20 protein-coding genes, 1 tRNA gene and 1 pseudogene are annotated in these 19,909 nt (G+C 48.2%); 14 read left to right on the forward strand and 8 right to left on the reverse strand.

Going from position 1 to position 19,909, the window contains the following annotated elements; all coding sequences use genetic code 11:
- Positions 1-41: 41 nt before the first annotated feature.
- Positions 42-1,349: a CYTH domain-containing protein gene (locus D5398_RS15555; RefSeq protein ID WP_120508454.1), complete on the reverse strand. Its 1,308-nt coding sequence runs from the start codon at positions 1,347-1,349 to the stop codon at positions 42-44.
- Between the two features lie 280 nt (positions 1,350-1,629).
- Between D5398_RS15555 and D5398_RS15560 the strand changes: the two genes are divergently transcribed.
- Both D5398_RS15560 and D5398_RS15565 read left to right on the forward strand, forming a co-directional pair.
- Positions 1,630-2,250, forward strand: a complete 621-nt coding sequence (locus D5398_RS15560) for a TIGR04211 family SH3 domain-containing protein (RefSeq protein ID WP_112286724.1) — start codon at positions 1,630-1,632, stop codon at positions 2,248-2,250.
- Between the two features lie 150 nt (positions 2,251-2,400).
- Complete coding sequence (locus D5398_RS15565) at positions 2,401-3,636, forward strand: multifunctional CCA addition/repair protein (protein ID WP_120508455.1); 1,236 nt, start codon at positions 2,401-2,403, stop codon at positions 3,634-3,636.
- Between the two features lie 107 nt (positions 3,637-3,743).
- Here D5398_RS15565 and bacA read toward each other — a convergent pair whose 3' ends face one another.
- Positions 3,744-4,568 (reverse strand): undecaprenyl-diphosphate phosphatase, encoded by an 825-nt coding sequence (bacA, locus tag D5398_RS15570; protein WP_120133286.1) that lies wholly within the window; start codon positions 4,566-4,568, stop codon positions 3,744-3,746.
- A gap of 186 nt (positions 4,569-4,754) precedes the next feature.
- A complete protein-coding gene (folB, locus tag D5398_RS15575; protein WP_120508456.1) occupies positions 4,755-5,111 on the reverse strand; it encodes a bifunctional dihydroneopterin aldolase/7,8-dihydroneopterin epimerase in 357 nt (118 codons plus the stop codon).
- Positions 5,112-5,218: 107 nt separating this feature from the next.
- Between folB and plsY the strand changes: the two genes are divergently transcribed.
- Positions 5,219-5,848 (forward strand): glycerol-3-phosphate 1-O-acyltransferase PlsY, encoded by a 630-nt coding sequence (gene plsY / locus D5398_RS15580; RefSeq protein ID WP_120508457.1) that lies wholly within the window; start codon positions 5,219-5,221, stop codon positions 5,846-5,848.
- A gap of 118 nt (positions 5,849-5,966) precedes the next feature.
- On the opposite strand, the gene tsaD is transcribed toward plsY, so the two are convergent.
- Positions 5,967-6,980, reverse strand: coding sequence for a tRNA (adenosine(37)-N6)-threonylcarbamoyltransferase complex transferase subunit TsaD (gene tsaD / locus D5398_RS15585; RefSeq protein WP_120133209.1), 1,014 nt, complete (start codon positions 6,978-6,980; stop codon positions 5,967-5,969).
- 305 nt (positions 6,981-7,285) lie between these two features.
- On the opposite strand from tsaD, the gene rpsU reads away from it, so the two are divergent.
- From rpsU to rpoD, 3 genes are all read left to right on the forward strand, one after another.
- Positions 7,286-7,501 (forward strand): 30S ribosomal protein S21, encoded by a 216-nt coding sequence (rpsU, locus tag D5398_RS15590; protein WP_001144069.1) that lies wholly within the window; start codon positions 7,286-7,288, stop codon positions 7,499-7,501.
- A gap of 135 nt (positions 7,502-7,636) precedes the next feature.
- Positions 7,637-9,385 carry a DNA primase gene (dnaG, locus tag D5398_RS15595; RefSeq protein WP_120508458.1) on the forward strand — a complete coding sequence of 583 codons (1,749 nt, stop codon included), beginning with the start codon at positions 7,637-7,639 and terminating at the stop codon, positions 9,383-9,385.
- 247 nt (positions 9,386-9,632) lie between these two features.
- On the forward strand, positions 9,633-11,471 hold the full coding sequence (gene rpoD / locus D5398_RS15600) for an RNA polymerase sigma factor RpoD (protein ID WP_120508459.1): 1,839 nt from the start codon (positions 9,633-9,635) through the stop codon (positions 11,469-11,471).
- 83 nt (positions 11,472-11,554) lie between these two features.
- Here the strand turns inward: rpoD and mug are convergent, their stop codons facing one another.
- Positions 11,555-12,052 (reverse strand): G/U mismatch-specific DNA glycosylase, encoded by a 498-nt coding sequence (gene mug / locus D5398_RS15605; protein ID WP_120508460.1) that lies wholly within the window; start codon positions 12,050-12,052, stop codon positions 11,555-11,557.
- A gap of 142 nt (positions 12,053-12,194) precedes the next feature.
- On the opposite strand from mug, the gene D5398_RS15610 reads away from it, so the two are divergent.
- The 4 genes from D5398_RS15610 (at position 12,195) to D5398_RS15625 (ending at position 14,339) form a co-directional block, all read left to right on the forward strand.
- Positions 12,195-12,271, forward strand: a tRNA-Ile gene (locus tag D5398_RS15610).
- 207 nt (positions 12,272-12,478) lie between these two features.
- Positions 12,479-13,375 (forward strand): ATP-binding protein, encoded by an 897-nt coding sequence (locus tag D5398_RS15615; RefSeq protein ID WP_120508461.1) that lies wholly within the window; start codon positions 12,479-12,481, stop codon positions 13,373-13,375.
- A gap of 2 nt (positions 13,376-13,377) precedes the next feature.
- Positions 13,378-13,728, forward strand: coding sequence for an STAS-like domain-containing protein (locus D5398_RS15620; protein ID WP_120508462.1), 351 nt, complete (start codon positions 13,378-13,380; stop codon positions 13,726-13,728).
- Positions 13,728-14,339: a PIN domain-containing protein gene (locus D5398_RS15625; protein ID WP_120508463.1), complete on the forward strand. Its 612-nt coding sequence runs from the start codon at positions 13,728-13,730 to the stop codon at positions 14,337-14,339. The genes D5398_RS15620 and D5398_RS15625 overlap by 1 nt, the downstream gene beginning before the upstream one ends.
- A 497-nt stretch (positions 14,340-14,836) precedes the next feature.
- Here the strand turns inward: D5398_RS15625 and D5398_RS15635 are convergent.
- A pseudogene (locus D5398_RS15635) lies at positions 14,837-15,829 on the reverse strand (hypothetical protein); the annotation flags it as partial.
- A gap of 141 nt (positions 15,830-15,970) precedes the next feature.
- Here D5398_RS15635 and D5398_RS15645 point away from each other — a divergent pair.
- Entirely contained in the window at positions 15,971-16,498 is a 528-nt protein-coding gene (locus D5398_RS15645; protein WP_120508467.1) for a tail fiber assembly protein, read from the forward strand.
- Positions 16,499-16,620: 122 nt separating this feature from the next.
- Here D5398_RS15645 and D5398_RS15650 read toward each other — a convergent pair whose 3' ends face one another.
- Positions 16,621-17,130 (reverse strand): phage regulatory CII family protein, encoded by a 510-nt coding sequence (locus D5398_RS15650; RefSeq protein WP_120508468.1) that lies wholly within the window; start codon positions 17,128-17,130, stop codon positions 16,621-16,623.
- Positions 17,131-17,159: 29 nt separating this feature from the next.
- Positions 17,160-17,381: a regulator gene (locus tag D5398_RS15655; RefSeq protein WP_120508469.1), complete on the reverse strand. Its 222-nt coding sequence runs from the start codon at positions 17,379-17,381 to the stop codon at positions 17,160-17,162.
- Positions 17,382-17,521: 140 nt separating this feature from the next.
- Here D5398_RS15655 and D5398_RS15660 point away from each other — a divergent pair, with 140 nt between their 5' ends.
- The 3 genes from D5398_RS15660 to D5398_RS15670 are packed head-to-tail and all read left to right on the forward strand — an operon-like array spanning position 17,522 to position 19,813.
- Positions 17,522-18,103: a phage repressor protein CI gene (locus tag D5398_RS15660; protein ID WP_120508470.1), complete on the forward strand. Its 582-nt coding sequence runs from the start codon at positions 17,522-17,524 to the stop codon at positions 18,101-18,103.
- Positions 18,104-18,105: 2 nt separating this feature from the next.
- Complete coding sequence (locus D5398_RS15665; protein ID WP_120508471.1) at positions 18,106-19,134, forward strand: phage integrase; 1,029 nt, start codon at positions 18,106-18,108, stop codon at positions 19,132-19,134.
- Positions 19,127-19,813: a hypothetical protein gene (locus D5398_RS15670; protein ID WP_120508472.1), complete on the forward strand. Its 687-nt coding sequence runs from the start codon at positions 19,127-19,129 to the stop codon at positions 19,811-19,813. Before D5398_RS15665 ends, D5398_RS15670 begins: the two co-directional genes overlap by 8 nt.
- Positions 19,814-19,909: the final 96 nt, after the last annotated feature.

The following is a 19,909-nucleotide window of genomic DNA, read 5'->3' on the forward strand; positions in this document are numbered from 1 at the left end:
CAAAAAAAAGCCCGGACAATTTGCCCAGGCTTATCAGTCAATTAACGTGGTTGCCCGTTTAACCAGAACGCATCCATCATCACCGCGTGGGAACGGGCTGAATCCTCCCAGGCATGCTGTTGCTGAACGATAGCCTGTTGCAGCTCGACCCAGCCGGCAATGTACGCGGCAACGTCTTTCTCAGGGTATGCACCGGCCAGCAGATGGAAGGTAATAATCTGACGCTTCAGACGTGCCAGCTGGTCGCGATAGCCTTCTTCGGTCAGCGGCTGTGCGAACGCCTCTTTTAAATCCGCTGCGGTGCGGCCCAGCATGATGTCGGCAAAGCGCTTGAAAGAACCTTCCAGTTTTTTCGCAGATTTATCATCGATGAATGGCGTCCAGCCTGAAGTCGCCAGCCAGGAAGTAAGCACTAACTTGCATTTCAGATAGCTGGCGCTGTAACAAATTTCCTGTGCATCAGCAGATTTCTGTTCCAGCACGGGCACCAGATCGGTCAGTAATGTACGCAGTTCAGAAGAGGCTTTACGCGGTACCAGGCCGCCAAACAGCACCAGAACCTGACGCACGGTTTCTACCGCCTGTAATACCGTCAGACGCGCCGTTTTATCGCCACGGACCCACAGTTCTTCGTGATATTGCCAGTGATCCAGCGCCAGTTCGAACATGGCAGACATCGCCTGCTCAAGCGTCGCTTTTGGCAGGGCTTTGAATACCGGCAAAGGTTTGATTTCCCGTGCAGGATTGCCTTTCGCCAGATGATAGCCGCGGGCTGCCTTGCTGAATCCGCCCTGACGTAAACCGCCATGTGCTCCGATTTCAGCCGCCAGCGCCAGCAGATCGGCGGTATTGCCTTTTTTCAACTCCAGTTCAACTTCTGCCAGTGCTTCAGAAAGCTCACCGGCCACCACTTCGCCCTGATCCAGGCCCAGTTCGATCTCGCTTTCGCCGTAAGTGATCACCCACTTCTCACGGGTGAAATCGGTACGGAACAGCGGAGCCAGTTCTTTTTGCAGTGCGGCAGGCTTACAACCTTCCGGCCAGATATCTTTCGGGAAGGCGCTGAGCTTCAATACCGGCTTTTTCAGCTCGACATTGTATTCAGGGCGCTGATGCAGTCCGCCCACCACTTTCCCGCCGGTTTTGATGGTCATTTCGTACTGATCGTCGAAACCACGGATACGCAGGCCAATATCATGCGAACGTAAATAGTTTTCCGCAGTCTCAAAATAGATGTTGGTCAGTTTCGAAGGCGCGGTGTGCACGCTGTTAAAACCAGCGAGTTGCGAAGGTAATTCGGCGATTGCGGCCGGGGTGGCGATAAATTTTAATTCTATTTCTACGGTCATAGGAGTCTTCACACCGATTCTTTGCTGCCAAAAGGGATAAACGCGTCGCTGCAATTCTATCATAACCACTGCGCGCAAGCCGCATGTTGCGGGATTGTAAGATAGTTCTCATTCCGGTTTATACATTGCGTCGTCACACTGTTGCCCTTACTATCGGTATCCAAACTTTTAGTACATTTATAAAAGCAATGGCCGGACTGAGGCGGTTGCCGGAAGACGTATCCCGATAAAACGGATCCACACTTCACGTTCCCTAAATTCACAAAGAAACGATGAAATAATGCAGAAATTACGCCTAATTGGTTTCGCTTTGCTTGGTTTAAGCATCACATGGGGCGCTCACGCTGATGAGAAGCGCTATATCTCCGACGATTTGATCACCTATATCCACAGTGGTCCGGGTAATCAGTATCGCATTGTTGGCACCCTGAATGCCGGTGAAGAAGTCACCCTGCGCAGCGTCAACGACAGTACTAAATACGGTGAGATTGTTGATTCAAAAGGTAAAACGGCCTGGATCCCACTGGATCAGTTAAGCAATGTGCCGAGCCTGCGTACCCGCGTTCCGGATCTGGAGCAACAGGTGAAAACGCTGACTGACAAGCTGACCAATATTGATTCCAGCTGGAACCAGCGTACTGCGGAAATGCAGAGCAAGGTTTCTTCCAGCGACGGGATTATCAATGGCCTGAAGAAAGAAAATCAGGATCTGAAAAATCAGCTGATTGTGGCGAAGAAGAAAGTTGATGCCGTAAACGTTCAGCTCGACGACAAACAAAGAACCATTATTCTGCAATGGTTTATGTACGGCGGCGGCGTTGCTGGCGTGGGTCTGGTTCTGGGCCTGTTGTTGCCGCATCTGATCCCACGTCGCAGAAAGAAAGATCGCTGGATGAGCTGACAGCTCTACCTCCTGATCAATCCTGTTTAGACATTTTAATCCGTTAAGGCACATTGGTGCCTTTTCGTGTTTCCATCAATCAGGAAATCTTCATCGCAACTTTGCTATGATGAAGAAAGAGTCCCTTAGCCTTATTTCAGGAGTTATCGCGTGGAGATTTACCTGGTCGGCGGCGCAGTCCGAGACAGTTTATTAAACCTGCCTGTGTCTGAACACGATTGGGTAGTGGTGGGCGCAACGCCTGAATACATGCTCGAAAATGGCTATCAGCAGGTCGGCAAAGATTTCCCGGTCTTCCTGCATCCGCGTACCCGTGATGAATATGCCCTGGCCCGCACCGAGCGAAAATCAGGTTCCGGCTATAACGGGTTTACCTGCTACGCCGCACCCGATGTCACGCTGGAACAGGATTTGATGCGCCGTGACCTGACCATCAATGCCATCGCCAAAAGTGAAGATGGGACGCTTTTCGACCCCTATCACGGTCAGCGCGATATCGAACAACGTCTTCTGCGCCATGTCTCTGACGCCTTCGGTGAAGATCCGTTGCGCGTGTTGCGTGTTGCCCGCTTTGCCGCGCGTTTTGCCCATTTAGGTTTTACCGTCGCCCCTGAAACTCAGGCGTTGATGCAGCACATGGCGCAAAGCGGTGAGCTCGAAGCCCTGACGCCTGAACGTGTCTGGAAAGAAACCGAGAAAGCCTTGCAGACGCAGGATCCGCAGGTGTATTTCCAGGTGCTGCGTGACTGCGGTGCGCTCAAAGTTCTGTTTCCGGAAATCGATGCGCTGTTTGGCGTTCCGGCTCCGGAGAAATGGCATCCGGAAATTGATACCGGCATTCATACGCTGATGACATTGAAAATCGCCAGCACGCTGACGCCCGAAGTGGATGTGCGTTTCTCTGCGCTTTGCCATGATTTAGGCAAGGCGCTGACCCCGCCGCAATTCTGGCCTGCCCATCACGGCCACGGTCCGGCAGGTGTGAAACTGGTGGAAAATATTTGCCAGCGTCTGAAAGTCCCGACGCATATCCGCGATTTAGCGAAGCTGGTGGCGGAGTTCCATGATCTTATCCACACAGTGAATAAATTGCGCCCGGAAACCCTGTTAAAACTGTTCGACACGATCGATGTGTGGCGTAAACCGCAGCGACTGGAGCAGATGATTATGACCAGCGAAGCGGATGCGCGCGGACGTACCACCTTTGAAAACAATCCTTATCCGCAAGGTGATTACCTGCGCGAAGCCTTTAAAGTGGCGAACAGCATCACCAATAAAGAAGTGCTCGATGCCGGTTTTCAGGGGATTGAGATCCGCGATGAGCTGAAAAAACGTCGTACACAAGCATTAGCGGACTGGAAACAAACGCAGGACGTGACGATTTAAACGCTGCCTTTGGTTTCAGTTTTTCGATTCGTAAAAAGCTTCATAAAAAAAAGCCCCGCACGGTGAATAACCTGCGGGGCTTTTTTATCGCTTGCGGGAAGCAATAATCAGGCGATGAATACGAAGTAAACTGCGATCGCAACAAAGAACCGATAGATGGCAAACGGAATAAAGGAAATACGCTTAATCACCGCCAGGAAGGTTTTGATGGCAATCAGGGCAACGATAAATGCGCAGATAAAACCGGTGGCGAACATCGGTAAATCAGCCATCGTCAGGAAGCTGTAACTCTTATACAAGTCCAGCGCCGTCGCACCCATCATCATCGGCACCGCCAGCAGGAAAGAGAACTCAGACGCTGCAAAACGGCTGATACCCATTAACATCCCGCCGCTGATGGTCGCACCTGAACGGGAGAATCCTGGCCAGAGCGCCAGACACTGGAAAACACCGATCATAAATGCTTGCAGATAAGTGATGTCATCCACCCCTTCTGCACGCGGTTTTTTCGGTTTCAGCAGTTCGGCTGCAATCAGCAAAACGCCGCCGACGACCAGTGCATACATCACAAATTTTGGCTCAAACAGGGACTTGATCTGCGAATGCAGCAGTAAGCCCAGGATCGTGGCCGGGATCATCCCTAAAATAATATGCAATAAATTCAGACGGCGGTTACCCGTGCCCTCATGAACAGGCGGCTTGCCGAAGTGCAGGCCGATCATGCCAAACAAACGACGCCAGAACATCACCACCACAGCCAGAATCGATCCCAGCTGGATGACCACTTCAAATGACTTCGAGGTATCTCCGGTAAAGCCAAGTAGATTTCCCGCGATGATCAGATGGCCGGTAGATGAAACCGGTAAAAATTCAGTCAACCCTTCAACAACACCCAAAATTGCTGCTACAAGCAACGAATGACTTTCGACGATCATTATCGCACCCTACCCTATGAAATTTCCGCTAATGGGAAAACATGCTCAAAGTACAGACAACAAAAAAGCGGCATCACGCTGAGCCGCTTCATTAAAGGAAGCCCGGTTCTCCGGACTTTCCTTTTAACGCTTCTATATGACATTAAATAGACAAGCATTTCTTAAATTGTATCCATTGAAGGATTAAAAACGTTTTCCACGCTCAATAATTACGCCGACATTGGATGCCTGAGCCACCGCGCCGGGCTTACTGAGCTTAATCCGCACCCACGGCGAATTAAAACGGGCCAGAAGCAATGCCGCCACCTCTTCGGCAACACGCTCTACCAGCGCGAAATTTTGCGATGCCACATGTTCGATCACCGCATCACTGACGTCAGCATAGCTTAAACAATCATTCACATCGTCGCTGGCGGCGGATTTGCGGTTATCCCAGGCCATTTCGATATCGAACACCAGTTTCTGTTTAATGGTCTGTTCCCAGTCGTAAGCGCCAATCGTGGTGATTACATTTAGTTGCTCAATAAATACGATATCCATCACGTGATTCTCTGTTTTTGGCCCAGCCGGATACCACTTCCAGCAGAAAATGCGTATTATCCATGGATGTTGCGATTAAAACGACCCTTATTAGACGGAACTGCTTTATGAGTGCTACCGCGCTTGGAATGATTATTTTCGCCTACCTCTGCGGCTCGATTTCCAGTGCGATTCTGGTCTGCCGGGTAGCCCGGTTACCGGATCCGCGCACAGCAGGCTCTGGCAACCCCGGTGCCACGAATGTGCTGCGCCTGGGTGGTCGTCTGGCCGCAGCGTCTGTTCTCATCTTCGATATTCTTAAAGGGATGCTGCCTGTCTGGCTGGCCTATCGCCTGAATATTCCGCCGATGTACCTTGGGCTGACTGCCATCGCAGCCTGCCTGGGTCACATCTACCCGGTATTCTTCCGCTTCAAAGGCGGCAAAGGCGTTGCCACGGCTTTCGGTGCTATCGCACCTATCGGCTGGGACTTAACCGGCCTGATGATGGGGACATGGCTGCTGACCGTGCTGCTGAGTGGATATTCTTCGCTGGGCGCGATTGTCAGCGCACTGATCGCACCTTTTTACGTCTGGTGGTTCAAACCTGAATTCACCTTCCCGGTCGCCATGCTTTCCTGCCTCATATTGTTGCGTCATCATGACAATATTCAGCGTCTGTGGCGCGGTCAGGAAGGAAAAATCTGGGATAAGCTGAAGAAGAAACGCAAAGCGGCGAAAGAAGATAAAGCCGAATAGCAGATAAGCTCAGATTTCAGCCATTAAAAACGACCTCAAGCGGGTCGTTTTTTTATGCATTTTTTCAGCACAGCCAGCCTGACTGAGCGGGTGTGAGACAAGGCGTCAGGAGACCCACTCAGACTGGCGGTAGCTCAGCGAGAGGCCAGCGCGGACGTACGGTCACGCCGAGATCAGGCGTAGCGCCGGTTTTTAACCGCACCATACCCGCGTAGGCGATCATCGCACCATTATCGGTACAAAATTCAGGACGCGCATAGAACACCTTACCGCCGCGTTTGGTCATCACTTCTTCAAGTTTAGCGCGTAAAGTACGGTTGGCGCTCACGCCACCGGCCATTACCAGCTGTTTAAAACCGGTCTGATCCAGTGCGCGTTTGCATTTAATGGCCAGCGTATCGACAACAGCATCTTCAAATGCACGGGCAATGTCAGCATGCGTCTGCGGGTCGCTGTCATTACCGCGAATGGTATTAGCGGCGAAGGTTTTGAGGCCGGAGAAGCTGAAATCCAGCCCAGGACGGTCAGTCATCGGGCGCGGGAACGTAAAACGACCGGCAACACCCTGAGCCGCCATTTTTGACAGCAGCGGGCCGCCCGGATAATCCAGACCCAGCAGTTTAGCCGTTTTATCAAAAGCTTCACCGGCGGCATCATCAATGGATTCACCCAGTAATGTGTACTCGCCGATACCCGTAACGCTGATGAGCTGCGTGTGTCCGCCGGAAACCAGCAGCGCCACAAACGGGAAGTCGGGCGGATTATCTTCAAGCATCGGTGCCAGCAAGTGGCCTTCCATATGATGAACAGGCACAGCAGGCACATCCCAGGCAAACGCCAGAGAACGTCCGATAGTCGCGCCGACCAGCAATGCGCCGACCAGGCCCGGACCGGCGGTGTACGCCACGCCGTCGATATCCTGAGCGGTCAGCCCGGCTTCTTTCAGCGCGGCCTGAATCAAAGGGATTGTTTTACGCACATGGTCACGCGAGGCCAGTTCAGGCACCACGCCGCCGTAATCTGCATGCAGTTTTACCTGACTATACAGTTGGTTGGCTAACAAACCGGTTTCGCTGTCATAAACTGCAATTCCGGTTTCATCGCAGGACGTTTCAATACCCAGTACTCGCATCACTCTTTCCATCATAGTTTGGCGCTAACTCGCGGCGCGCAGTTTAGCACACAAGGCTCTGCGGGTGCTGCACCGGCGTGGGAATTCCTTGCTTCATAAGCCAATTAATGTCGAGCAATTTCGATTGATTGGTATATAATCGCCGCCCGACGCAAAAGCGAGCGCACAATGTTGCAGAAGGCGCCTGTTTCAATTTGCCGTTATGCTTTACAAGACGAGGCGAATTGGAGTAAAATTCCGCACCATTTTGAAATGTGCTGGTACAACATCAGCAAACAAACCGATTTTATCGAGGTGAGAGGCACATGCCTGTAATTAAAGTACGTGAAAACGAGCCGTTCGACGTAGCTCTGCGTCGCTTCAAGCGTTCCTGCGAAAAAGCAGGTGTTCTGGCAGAAGTTCGTCGTCGTGAATTCTATGAAAAACCGACTACCGAACGTAAACGCGCTAAAGCATCTGCAGTAAAACGCCACGCCAAGAAACTGGCTCGCGAAAACGCACGTCGCACTCGTCTGTATTAATCTTCGGGGGCAACCCCAAATCGCGTGATTTGCAATATTAAGAACGCGCAGACTGCGTAGTAGCATACGAAGGCCGTGCTTTCCGAAAGGAATGCGCGGCTTGTTCTCGTTTATAGGCTAGTGAGTAAGGGGCTTATGGCTGGGAGAATTCCGCGCGTATTTATCAATGACTTGCTGGCTCGCATCGATATCGTCGATTTGATCGACGCACGTGTAAAGCTCAAGAAACAGGGTAAAAACTATCACGCGTGCTGCCCTTTCCACCATGAGAAAACACCCTCATTTACCGTAAATGGCGATAAGCAGTTTTATCACTGTTTCGGCTGTGGTGCCCACGGCAATGCCGTCGATTTCCTGATGAACTATGACAGGCTTGAGTTTGTCGAAAGCATTGAGGAACTGGCGACAATGCAGGGTCTGGAAGTGCCGTACGAAGCAGGCACCGGTCCAAGCCAGATGGAGCGTCATCAGCGTCAAAGCCTCTACCAGTTGATGGCACCGCTCAGCGAGTTCTATCAGCAATCACTTAAACAGCCTGCTGGTGTCCCCGCAAAGGAATATCTTGCCCGGCGTGGTTTAAGTGAAGACGTCATCAGCCATTTCGCTATTGGTTTCGCCCCACCGGGTTGGGACAACGCATTAAAGCGTTTCGGCAAAAATGCCGATGATAAAGCGTCTCTGATTGACGCCGGTATGTTGGTCACCAATGACAATGGCCGTAGCTATGATCGTTTCCGCGAACGGGTGATGTTTCCTATTCGTGATAAACGTGGCCGCGTGATTGCCTTTGGCGGCAGGGTTTTGGGCGACGGTACGCCCAAATACCTCAACTCACCGGAAACCGAAATTTTCCATAAAGGCCGCCAGTTATATGGTCTGTATGAAGCACAGTTAAAGCACCCGACGCCGGCGCGTTTACTGGTCGTTGAAGGGTATATGGATGTCGTTGCACTGGCGCAGTTCGGCATTGATTACGCCGTTGCCTCACTGGGGACGTCCACGACCGCTGATCATATTCAGCTGATGTTCCGCAGCACCGATAACATCGTTTGTTGTTATGACGGCGACCGGGCGGGACGTGAAGCCGCGTGGCGTGCGCTGGAAACAGCACTGCCCTATCTCAATGATGGCCGTCAGCTGCGTTTTATGTTTTTACCCGACGGCGAAGATCCGGACACGCTGGTACGTAAAGAAGGCAAAGAAGCGTTCGAACAAAGAATGGAGCAGGCGATGCCGCTTTCCACTTTCCTGTTTGATTCGCTGATGCCACAGGTTGATTTGAGCAGCCCTGACGGGCGCACCAAATTGAGCATGCTGGCATTGCCGCTGATCCGCCAGGTACCCGGCGAAACGTTACGGATGTATTTGCGTCAGCAGTTAGGGAATAAGCTCGGGATTTTGGATGACAGCCAGCTGGAAAAGCTGATGCCTAAACAGGCGGAAAGTAGCAATGTCTATCAGGTGCCCCAGCTAAAACGCACAACCATGCGTATACTTATAGGGTTACTGGTACAAAATCCACAACTGGCTACACTTATACCCTCGCTGCAAGGTTTGGAGCAAGCGAAGCAGCCAGGATTGGATCTGTTCAGCGAGTTAGTCACCACTTGCTTAGCCCAGCCGGGGCTGACGACAGGCCAGTTACTGGAACTTTATCGCGATAATAAGTTCTACCAACAACTTGAAACTCTGGCGACATGGAACCACATGATCGTAGAGGACATGGTCGAAGAGGAATTTCGTGCCACGTTAGCCAGCCTGTATGACTCGATTTTAGAGCAACGGCTTGAAACCTTGATTGCAAAAGCCAGGACGCATGGCCTGAGTCCAGAGGAACGCACCGAAGTCAGTTCCCTGAATCAGGTATTAGCGAGAAAGAGTTAATTTTCATAACAAGAACATATAATTACCCGAAATAATTCGAGTTACAGGGAGGCAGCCAACGCACCTGCGGCTCGAAGTATGACGGGTAAAACAGAAAACACGGCTTAAGTGCCGATATAAAGCGGGGCACGGCCCTGCGCAGAGCCGCCCTGGTGGGCCGCGGCACAATAAACGCCCCTAACGTTATTGTTGGCGATGTTACCCGACCGACACCAACCCAAATACTCTGAAGTGTGGATACCGTCTTATGGAGCAAAACCCGCAGTCACAGCTTAAGCTACTTGTCACCCGTGGTAAGGAGCAAGGCTATCTGACCTATGCTGAGGTCAATGACCATCTGCCGGAAGATATCGTCGATTCCGACCAGATCGAAGACATCATCCAGATGATTAACGACATGGGCATCCAGGTACTTGAAGAAGCTCCGGACGCCGATGATTTAATGCTGGCCGAAAATCGCCCTGATACCGACGAAGACGCTGCAGAAGCGGCGGCGCAGGTACTTTCCAGCGTTGAATCCGAAATTGGCCGTACCACCGACCCTGTGCGTATGTATATGCGCGAAATGGGTACCGTTGAGTTACTGACCCGTGAAGGCGAAATCGACATCGCCAAACGTATCGAAGACGGTATCAATCAGGTTCAGTGTTCCGTTGCTGAATATCCTGAAGCTATCACTTATTTGTTAGAGCAATATGACCGTGTGGAAGCTGGCGAAGTTCGTCTGTCTGACCTGATCACCGGTTTTGTTGACCCGAACGCTGAAGAAGAAATCGCACCAACTGCGACTCACGTGGGTTCTGAACTGACCACGGAAGAGCAGAATGATGATAACGAAGACGAAGATGAAGATGACGACGCTGAAGACGACAACAGCATCGACCCTGAACTGGCTCGCCAGAAGTTCACAGAACTGCGTGAACAGCATGAAGCGACGCGTCTGGTCATCAAGAAAAACGGCCGTAGTCACAAGAGCGCAGCAGAAGAAATCCTGAAGCTGTCCGATGTGTTCAAACAGTTCCGTTTAGTGCCAAAACAGTTCGATTTCCTGGTTAACAGCATGCGTTCCATGATGGATCGCGTTCGTACTCAGGAACGTCTGATCATGAAAGTGTGCGTTGAACAGTGCAAAATGCCGAAGAAAAACTTCGTCAATCTGTTCGCCGGTAACGAAACCAGCGATACCTGGTTCGATGCGGCTCTGGCAATGGGTAAACCATGGTCTGAGAAGCTGAAAGAAGTCACCGAAGACGTACAACGCGGCCTGATGAAACTGCGTCAGATCGAAGAAGAAACTGGCCTGACTATCGAACAGGTTAAAGACATCAACCGTCGCATGTCGATCGGCGAAGCGAAAGCCCGTCGCGCGAAGAAAGAGATGGTTGAAGCAAACTTACGTCTGGTTATTTCTATCGCGAAGAAATACACCAACCGTGGTTTGCAGTTCCTTGACTTGATCCAGGAAGGTAACATCGGCCTGATGAAAGCCGTTGATAAGTTTGAATATCGCCGTGGTTATAAGTTCTCAACTTATGCGACCTGGTGGATCCGTCAGGCTATCACCCGCTCCATCGCCGACCAGGCACGTACCATCCGTATCCCGGTGCATATGATTGAGACAATCAACAAACTCAACCGTATCTCCCGTCAGATGCTGCAAGAGATGGGCCGTGAGCCGACGCCGGAAGAACTGGCTGAGCGTATGCTGATGCCGGAAGACAAAATCCGTAAAGTGCTGAAAATTGCTAAAGAGCCAATCTCCATGGAAACGCCAATCGGCGACGATGAAGATTCGCATCTGGGTGATTTCATCGAGGATACGACTCTCGAACTGCCACTGGATTCTGCAACGTCTGAAAGCCTGCGTTCTGCAACGCATGACGTTCTGGCTGGCCTGACCGCACGTGAAGCGAAAGTTCTGCGTATGCGTTTCGGTATCGACATGAACACTGACCACACTCTGGAAGAAGTGGGCAAACAGTTCGACGTTACCCGTGAACGTATCCGTCAGATCGAAGCGAAAGCGTTGCGTAAACTGCGCCACCCAAGCCGCTCCGAAGTGCTGCGCAGCTTCCTGGACGATTAATCGCCCTCAGGCTGTTAGCCAATAAAAAGCCCCGCCTTTCTCTGGAAATGGCGGGGCTTTTTTATTCTGCTGAGTTAAGGCATTCAGGAATGCAGCGCGTCATAAAGCTCGCGATAAGCCGCAACCAGCTCTTCTAACGTCGCGCGGTTCAGCCCGCTGGGATTGGGTAATACCCAGATCTGCGTTTCACCGATTTTCAACGTCTGGTAGCCCCAGTTCACCTTGTTTACTCCAAACGCTTTACTGAAAGCCTGCTTACCTAAAATCGCTAACGCACGCGGCTGATAGCGTAAAATCTTCTCTTTTAACACTTCACCGCCATCGCGCAGTTCATCACGCATCAGTTCGCTTGCAGCCACCGTCGGACGGGCCACCAGTGCCGTGATACCGCAACCGAAATCCTTTAACTGCTGCCAATCCTGTGGCGCTAACTGACGCCCGGTAAAACCCGCCTGATGAATGACTTTCCAGAAACGATTACTGCCATTAGCAAAAGGGTAGCCTTTATGGGCAGATGAAAGGCCGGGATTAATGCCGCAGAACACGACCTGAAGATCCTCAGCAAGGATATCTGAAATCATATTGTTTTCCTGAGACGTATTTGTTCGAGTTATCAGTAAAAAAGTCTGCGAACACAACGTGCTAGAACTGTGCACAAAACGCGCATACAAACCGAACACATGTAGACCTGTAAGCAATATTTACCGTATAATCCTGCACCTTGGCCCTTTAGCTCAGTTGGTTAGAGCACGCGACTCATAATCGCTTGGTCGCTGGTTCAAGTCCAGCAAGGGCCACCAAATTTTATATTTAAAATCATGCATTTAAGCCACTTTATTGAAAAGTGGCTTTTTTGTTTATGCCGTTGATGTCGCAAATTCGTCGCACAAGCTCTTACATTTGTAAAGCGGCACCTCTACAACTTATGGGATTTGTAAGCTCTGTCTGTTTGAAACCTTGGTAAACTATGCGATATTGACCTATCGAAAATCGTATCAGGAAGAAACATGTTCGATTCGAGAACAGGCCTTACCATCATGGTTCCTACGCTAAACGATACAGAAAGTGATTTCTCACGCTTGTTTATGATTTTTGAGCAAGTAATGAGCTCTACAACGCAACAGGTTCTCTTTGTTTTCACTTATTGTCGTTTCTTAAGGCCAAACGCTGTTGCTTTCCTTGGCGGAACCGTTCGCTCTCTTCAGAGAAAGGGGGTAACTGTATTCATTGATTGGACTTCCTTCCAAGAAAAGGTAAAAGCTTCACTTACACAAAATACTTTTTGCAGCAAACTTGGCCATGGCACCCCTGGCTATTTAGGCCATGCAATTCCATATAGAGAGGATCCCAGGGAGGATGCAAACTCTATACTTGATTATTTAACACAAAATTGGATCGGTAAAGGTTGGGTGAAAGTTAGTGAAGAGCTTAGAGATGCGATTGCAGGTAAAGTCTGGGAGATATACGCTAACTCTTTTGAACACTCTAATTCATTAATAGGTGTATATTCTTGTGGCCAGCATTTCTATGGGAGAAATGAGCTTGTGTTATCTGTCGTCGACTTCGGCGTCGGAATACCACATAACGTTCGAGAGTATCTATCTTCAGATTCAAGAGCAGCATCTTTAACAGCTGAATCTTGCTTAAGATGGGCTTGTGTAAGTGGTAATACCACAGCCACGGCAAAAGGAATACCGAGAGGTTTAGGTTTACACTTACTAAAAGAACTTGTTCGAGTGAATAACGGAAAATTAGAACTTTATAGTCATAATGCTTATGTAAAGATGGATAGCTCTGGTGATGAATTTAAAACCTTACCATTTTTCTTTAAAGGTACTATACTGAACATTACATTAGTCTGTGATGAGAAGTATTATAGACTCACTTCAGAATCAGGGAAATAATAATGCGTATATTAATAAAAGAGTTCATCGGCCCAAGATGTATATTGAAAGATGATGGACAAAAACTCTTCGATAAAATTTCTTCGCTGCTAGATAGCAAGAGTGAAGTTATATTGGATTTCTCCAATGTTAGAATGTTTGCCTCGCCATTTTTTAATTATAGTATAGGCCAGTTGTTTAGTAATTTCTCTGAGAAGGAAATACGAGAATCATTACACCTTGAGAACCTAGAACCTGTTGGGCACTCAATTATTGAACGAGTTATTGAAAATGTAAATAGGTTCAACTCTGATGTAGACTATAAGAAAATAGTGGACGAGATTCTTGAACAACAAGCCAAGGAGTCAGACTAATGGCATTCTCTGGAACAATATTATCTAATGTCATTGATATAAATAATTACATTCCGAAAGATAAAGATAATTTCTTTGTGGATACTAATGTATGGTTTTGGCTAACCTACTCCAAAGGAATCCCTCAAGGGAGGTCTTATTTACACATTTATAATCAATTTATTAACTCAGCTTTGAATAACAATTCTAAACTCTATCATTCTGGGTTAACACTAGCCGAATTAGCTCATATAATAGAAAAATCAGAAAGAGAAATTCACGGAAAAGTAATTAATAAAACAATATCCACTAAAGATTTCCGTCATTTATTCTCTGTGCAAAGACTTGCTGCAATTAAGGAAGTAGAGACTTCATGGCTTCAAGTTGAGAGTCTTGCAGAACAAATTGAAATTAATATTTGTGAAAACATTACCGATAATTGTGTAACAAAAATGCCTTCAAATTCATTAGATGGTTATGATCTCATGATTCACGAGAGCATGCTCAACTCCGGAATATTAAACATAGTTACTGACGACGGGGATTATACCACCGTGCCAGGGATTAACGTTTATACGTCAAATAAAAACGTACTACTTGCAGCATTGCAACAAAAAAGACTCATCCTTTGATGATAGTTTGAAAAGAAGCATTTATAAAATAACTAGATTCTTCATACAATTAGGTTTCCTTAAGGGAAAGTATATTTTTTCACTATATGCAAAAAAATAATTTTAATTCTTTATAATCAACACCTTACAAAATACAAACTTTGATCCAATCCCTAGAAAACTGAAATTTACTGAAATTCTTTTCAATCTTTTCAGTTTGGGAATGACGGCAAAACCCCAAACACGACGCGGGCTGGCGGTGTGGTTTGTAGAATTTCAAAACTGAAAAAAAATACTGACGCAAAAAGCGCAGGCGGGTGCGGTGTAGTGCAATTTCCGTCTGGTCTTGCTTTGTTTCGTGGGCGCACGGCTGCACTGGCTCACACAGGCGGCTTGATCGTTTTGAAAGGGTTCTGGGCGTTGAATGCAAAGTTGCGCGGCACTGCGTGCGATTGAGGCGGGTAATCTGCGGGCAATAAAAAACCCGCACGCGGCGGGCTTTGGTCTGTATGAAATGGCTATCCAATAACCGGATCGTATTTCTCTTTTAGCGTGGTGGCTTTGGTGCCAGTGTCGGTAATGGCCAGGGCATTCAACGGCGTACCGGTATTGTTGTGAGTATGCGCGGCCGTCAGTTGTGCCAGCTGCTTTACCACATCCAGGGTATCAAGCATCAGTTGGCACACGTTAACCGACTGACTCCCAATCCATACCACCGGCGCAATAACTTCCTGACGCACACCGGCCACACTGCTGCGTAACATTCCGACCTTTTCAATCAGCTGGCCAATCACGTTGGTTTCCGCATCGCCCTGGACACTGGCCACATAATTGGCCTGCGTGGCCAGGCTGTAATCTCCCTGGGCAATTTGTTGAATTGCACCGGCCAGTAAGGTGGTTTTGCCCAGCACCGTGGTTTTATCCGTGGCCTGTACCGTGGTTTCCCTGGCCACCAACGTGCGTGTTTCATCATCGGCCGTGACAATCCGGCTCATTGAGGTTTCGCGTATAACCTGATCAGTCTGGCGTTCCCAATCGCCCGCCACCGTCACCCGCTGCGATACTCCATCACGCTGCTGTTGCAGCTGCTCGCCAGGTTTCACGGCGGGCAGGCTGTTGCCCTGGGAAAGGGTTTGGCGCACAAACGGCTTATCGGCGCGACCACCATTAAACCCGACTTCTACCAGCGTGCCAGCCGGGGGAAACTGAAACATCCCGGACTCACCGCCCGCCATTGGTAGCGGCAGCGGCACGGCCGGATAAAGCGGCGTATCTTTTGCGGGGTTGCCGTCTGCGTCTAACAGCTGCAAGTCCACGGCATAGCGCGGCCTGAATGGATCGGCAATGTTTCCGTTGCTCACATCCTCGCTTGGCGCTTCCACCCTGGCGAACTGTGGCAGGTGCAAGCCGCTGGCCAGCTCTGGATAACTGCTTTCAACCTGACGCTGAAACGGCGTTTTCTGCAATGCCTGGCCGGTGGCCTTATTGCGCGGCGTGGGTAGCACAACAAGTTTGGGAAGCGCCAACGGGTTGTTTCATGACGGGGCTAAATATCCGCCCGGATATGGGTGATTGCCGAATGATGGGAAAATATTACCGCGCTTTAATGGTGCGAACGGCTAGCGGAAGCTGGCGGCAGGTGGGTAACTAATATGATTACGTTTAAAAATATCAAAATCTCTAAGCAAGTTTTTGAGGAAGGTTTGGCGATCCCCGTTCTCTATTTTGAAGATGAAAACGGCGTGGATTGGTACACGTTGCGCGATGCGCAATGGAAAGGGAAAAATGCTTTTATTGCAGTGGGACAGGATGGATTTATCACTACCTGGTCAGATAATCCCAACTTTCTCACCCTGTGCGAAGGCGTAAGCGTCTATGAAGTTTCGCCAAAGAAATTGCCTCAGGATATTGGGGTACAGACATACCGTTACCAGGCCGCAAAGTTTATCCGGGTTGAACTCTTTGCCGTCGAAGTGGCAGAGCAGCGTAAAACGGATTTATTGAATCTGGCCACTGCCGCTATTGCCCCGTTGCAGGACGCCGTTGATCTGGATGATGCGACAGATAGCGAGCTGGCAAGTTTGAAGGTCTGGAAAAAATTTCGTGTTGCACTTAATCGCCTGGATTTGTCCACTGCGCCGGAAATCACCTGGCCGGAGGTGCCGGAAAATGTGGCGTAAGGCAACATTGAGCATCCCGGCAGATATGAGCGCATTAACCTGTTCGGTGCTGCCGGTTCATCCGTGGGTTTACGGTGTTGGCCAGGCAGCTGGCGACAGCAGTTATTTAAGCCCGGTTAGCCTCAATTCAGGCCGGGCATGACGCCGCATGAACTTATTACGTCCATTGCGGAAGCCAGCAGCGGCGTGGTGTGAAAACGCGACTCAACAGACACAACGAGCAAAGACAGATCGCGGATCGCCTGATTGGCTCGGTCTAAAATGGCGTTTCTACGGAGTTGCGTCATAGGCGCAGCGGATATGGTTTCACCGGCAATAACGCCGATTGCGGCCGTGGCACTCAAGGTGTGCAACGATAAATTATCTGGCTTTGCTTCATTCATCGGTACAGCAGGCAGGCATTTCAGCTGTGCCAATAAGCCGTCCAATACCGTTGAGTCGTCGGTGATATCGGTAAGCGTGATCAGCTCTTGCAGAGTTAAACGGTGTGGCTGGTCTGGATTCAGTTTGTTGCGTAACACCTGGGCTGAGACGCCCATAACCGCAGCAACCTCAGTAAGATTGTGAGCCAGAGAAAAACGGCGGCAAGCCGTTTCAAGGTGTGGATGTATAGAGGTTTGATAATCAAACATTGTCGCTTTCCCCTAATCTGGGCAAGTTATTACGCAGAAAGCGCAATGTCGCATTCACTCAAAGCCTGGACAGTAAGGGCTGCCATATTAATTTCTATTAAGCCTTTCTTTTGTAAACCTTTTGGCTTAATTGGTAGCTTCCCATACTCGATTAGATTACGAGCAGTTTCGACGGCCATACCGGTACGACGGCAATATTCAGCGAGAGGTAAGTAAGGTTCGGGGATGACAATTGTAATATTTGGGCGCATAAGGCAAACTCCTGTTTTGATTGGATACGGCAATATCCGTCAATAATCGTTAATAACTACAAAACGGAGCTAGGTTAACTCGCAAAAAACTACAAATCAATATTTTTGTAGCTTTTTGGGCGGTTATCCTTCGTGAGATCATGTCTAAATTTATCTTCAACTTTGACGGCGAGAGCGCCCCAGTATTGGATCGCGTTTTAGATGCCTATGGATTTGGTTCCAAAATTTTACTGGCTGAACATCTTGGTATAGCTTCGAGCAGTTTGGCGGGACGTTATAAGCGCGGCGGATTTCCTGCAGATATCGTTGTGCGTTGCGTTGCCGAGACAGGTGCAAATCTTGAGTGGCTTGCTACTGGCCAAGGCAAGAAATTTGAAGACAGCGAATTGGACATCATGCGATTCCCTCGCAAAAAGCTAATAGAAGGCCAACTGTATGAGTCAGGCTATTTACTGTTCGATAAAGTTCTGTTCCTTCCTGGTACTCAGATACCAGAAGATCCGATCTGCGTTATTGATGGCTCAACACAATTCATCGTCGAGCAAAAATTCCCTGAGATTTATGATGGTGAGTGGCTGGTAGATATTGAAGGAAAGGTAAGCATCAGAACACTGACAAGAGTCCCGGTGAAAAGAGTTCGGGTTAGTGGTGTAGGCATGGCTTTTGATTGCAACCTAGATGACATAACAGTGTTCGGCCGCGTTGTTATGACGTGTAAATAACCATGCCAGTAAGAAAGCTTGAAAATGGCCAATGGGAAGCCGATTTTTATACTGAGAACCGCAGTGCCGGTAAACGCGGTAAACGCATTCGTAAGAAATTTAGCACCAAAGGCGAGGCTCTTGCTTTCGAACGTTATACATTAGAGAAAGCACAGAACACCCCCTGGAATGGTGAAAAAAAAGAAACCAGGCGCTTAAAAGAAATTGCCAAACTTTGGTATGAACAGCATGGCACCACTTTAAAGGACGGCCAGAGAAGGCTTGATACAATGGAGTGGGCTTCAGAATGTATGGGAAACCCACTTGCTACTGAGTTTAATGCGCAGCTTTTTTCAGCATATAGGGCAAAGCGTTTATCTGGTGAATTTTCCAGAACCAAACGTATTTCAAAAATTACGCCACGAACTATAAATTTAGAGTTGGCCTATTTTCGCGCTGCCTTTAATGAACTTCGGCGCTTAGGTGAATGGCCACTACCAAACCCATTAGAAAATGTCAGAGCCTTTCGTACTGAAGAAAGTGAAATGGCCTTTCTCACTCAAGATCAAATCACAAACCTTTTAGAGGAATGCAGAAACAGTAGCGCAAAAGACTTAGAGACAATTGTAAAAGTTTGCTTATCAACAGGTGCGCGTTGGAGTGAGGCGGAAGGATTGCATGCATCTCAAGTATCAGATAACCGCATCACCTTTACAAAAACGAAAGGAAAGAAGAATAGAACAGTTCCAATTAGCAATGAATTAGCTAATTTATTTCCTAAGAAAAAATCAGGACTTTTATTTAAGCCTTGTTATTATGCTTTCCGCTCGGCTTTAAATCGAACAGACATCTTACTACCGGACGGACAATTATCACATGTATTACGACACACCTTTGCTAGTCATTTCATGATGAATGGTGGCAATATTTTAGTATTACAAAGAATACTAGGACACACTGATATTAAAATGACAATGAGATATTCGCATTTCGCACCAGAACATTTTGATGACGCACTCAAACTTAATCCATTGGCGAAACACAATGAATAAAAAAATTATTATAGCCATAATAGTAATTTCAGTTCTCACATTAGTCCCTATGGGTCTCTACTTTTCTATCTTTAATAAATCTCTTTCACACGACAATCAATCTTGGGGAGCATTCGGTTCATTTATTGGCGGAATATACAGCTCCGTTTTCGGTCTTATTAGCGCAGTAGTGTTAATAATTACCTATAACGAGATGAAAAAATTTAACAACGACCAATTGGAACATCTAAGACGTGAAAAAATTATCGATGATATTAAAATTCTTTGCAATCTTCTTGATAAAACAATTACAAAAAACAAAAACATACAACCAGATAGAGAACAATTTTTTTCCTGGCTAACATCTCACATAGCTTCTTACTTGACCTTACATAGGCCGAGTGATGAGGAAGAAGTATGGGAATCCTCAATTAAAGCAAGTACTTTGAGACTTGATTTATTTGAAGATGAAGTGAAGGTTTTCCAAGAAATATTATATCAATTAGAATTTATAACAAACTCTGAGCTGAAAGATATCGCAAAGCTTATAATTAAAAGCGAAATGAACTCACAGGAAAGGTATTGGCTTGAATGCTATACACGTAGGTATCATTCGCAGACGAATATTTACTTAAATAAGTGGCCGGATTTCAGCCAACCCCCGACTAAGCTGACGAGGCTGATACCCGATCAAGAATAACTTAAAATGTCGCAAAAATGTCGCAAAAACTTAGGAATACTAACGAATACTGACCAATACTGACTATGTAACTTATTGTTATATGTAAATAAACAT

The sequence above is a fragment of the Rahnella bruchi genome, from assembly GCF_003614975.1.
GTDB lineage: Bacteria > Pseudomonadota > Gammaproteobacteria > Enterobacterales > Enterobacteriaceae > Rahnella > Rahnella bruchi.

What these genes read in the sequence shown, in the direction of transcription:
- dnaG (WP_120508458.1), top strand. Translation starts at nt 7,637, where the DNA reads ATGGCTGGGAGAATTCCGCGCGTATTTATCAATGACTTGCTGGCTCGC.
- rpsU (WP_001144069.1), top strand. Translation starts at nt 7,286, where the DNA reads ATGCCTGTAATTAAAGTACGTGAAAACGAGCCGTTCGACGTAGCTCTG.
- D5398_RS15655 (WP_120508469.1), bottom strand. Translation starts at nt 17,381, where the DNA reads ATGCGCCCAAATATTACAATTGTCATCCCCGAACCTTACTTACCTCTC.
- D5398_RS15625 (WP_120508463.1), top strand. Translation starts at nt 13,728, where the DNA reads ATGGCATTCTCTGGAACAATATTATCTAATGTCATTGATATAAATAAT.
- D5398_RS15650 (WP_120508468.1), bottom strand. Translation starts at nt 17,130, where the DNA reads ATGTTTGATTATCAAACCTCTATACATCCACACCTTGAAACGGCTTGC.
- D5398_RS15615 (WP_120508461.1), top strand. Translation starts at nt 12,479, where the DNA reads ATGTTCGATTCGAGAACAGGCCTTACCATCATGGTTCCTACGCTAAAC.
- D5398_RS15670 (WP_120508472.1), top strand. Translation starts at nt 19,127, where the DNA reads ATGAATAAAAAAATTATTATAGCCATAATAGTAATTTCAGTTCTCACA.
- D5398_RS15660 (WP_120508470.1), top strand. Translation starts at nt 17,522, where the DNA reads ATGTCTAAATTTATCTTCAACTTTGACGGCGAGAGCGCCCCAGTATTG.
- mug (WP_120508460.1), bottom strand. Translation starts at nt 12,052, where the DNA reads ATGATTTCAGATATCCTTGCTGAGGATCTTCAGGTCGTGTTCTGCGGC.
- tsaD (WP_120133209.1), bottom strand. Translation starts at nt 6,980, where the DNA reads ATGCGAGTACTGGGTATTGAAACGTCCTGCGATGAAACCGGAATTGCA.
- D5398_RS15620 (WP_120508462.1), top strand. Translation starts at nt 13,378, where the DNA reads ATGCGTATATTAATAAAAGAGTTCATCGGCCCAAGATGTATATTGAAA.
- rpoD (WP_120508459.1), top strand. Translation starts at nt 9,633, where the DNA reads ATGGAGCAAAACCCGCAGTCACAGCTTAAGCTACTTGTCACCCGTGGT.
- D5398_RS15560 (WP_112286724.1), top strand. Translation starts at nt 1,630, where the DNA reads ATGCAGAAATTACGCCTAATTGGTTTCGCTTTGCTTGGTTTAAGCATC.
- D5398_RS15645 (WP_120508467.1), top strand. Translation starts at nt 15,971, where the DNA reads ATGATTACGTTTAAAAATATCAAAATCTCTAAGCAAGTTTTTGAGGAA.
- folB (WP_120508456.1), bottom strand. Translation starts at nt 5,111, where the DNA reads ATGGATATCGTATTTATTGAGCAACTAAATGTAATCACCACGATTGGC.
- D5398_RS15555 (WP_120508454.1), bottom strand. Translation starts at nt 1,349, where the DNA reads ATGACCGTAGAAATAGAATTAAAATTTATCGCCACCCCGGCCGCAATC.
- plsY (WP_120508457.1), top strand. Translation starts at nt 5,219, where the DNA reads ATGAGTGCTACCGCGCTTGGAATGATTATTTTCGCCTACCTCTGCGGC.
- D5398_RS15665 (WP_120508471.1), top strand. Translation starts at nt 18,106, where the DNA reads ATGCCAGTAAGAAAGCTTGAAAATGGCCAATGGGAAGCCGATTTTTAT.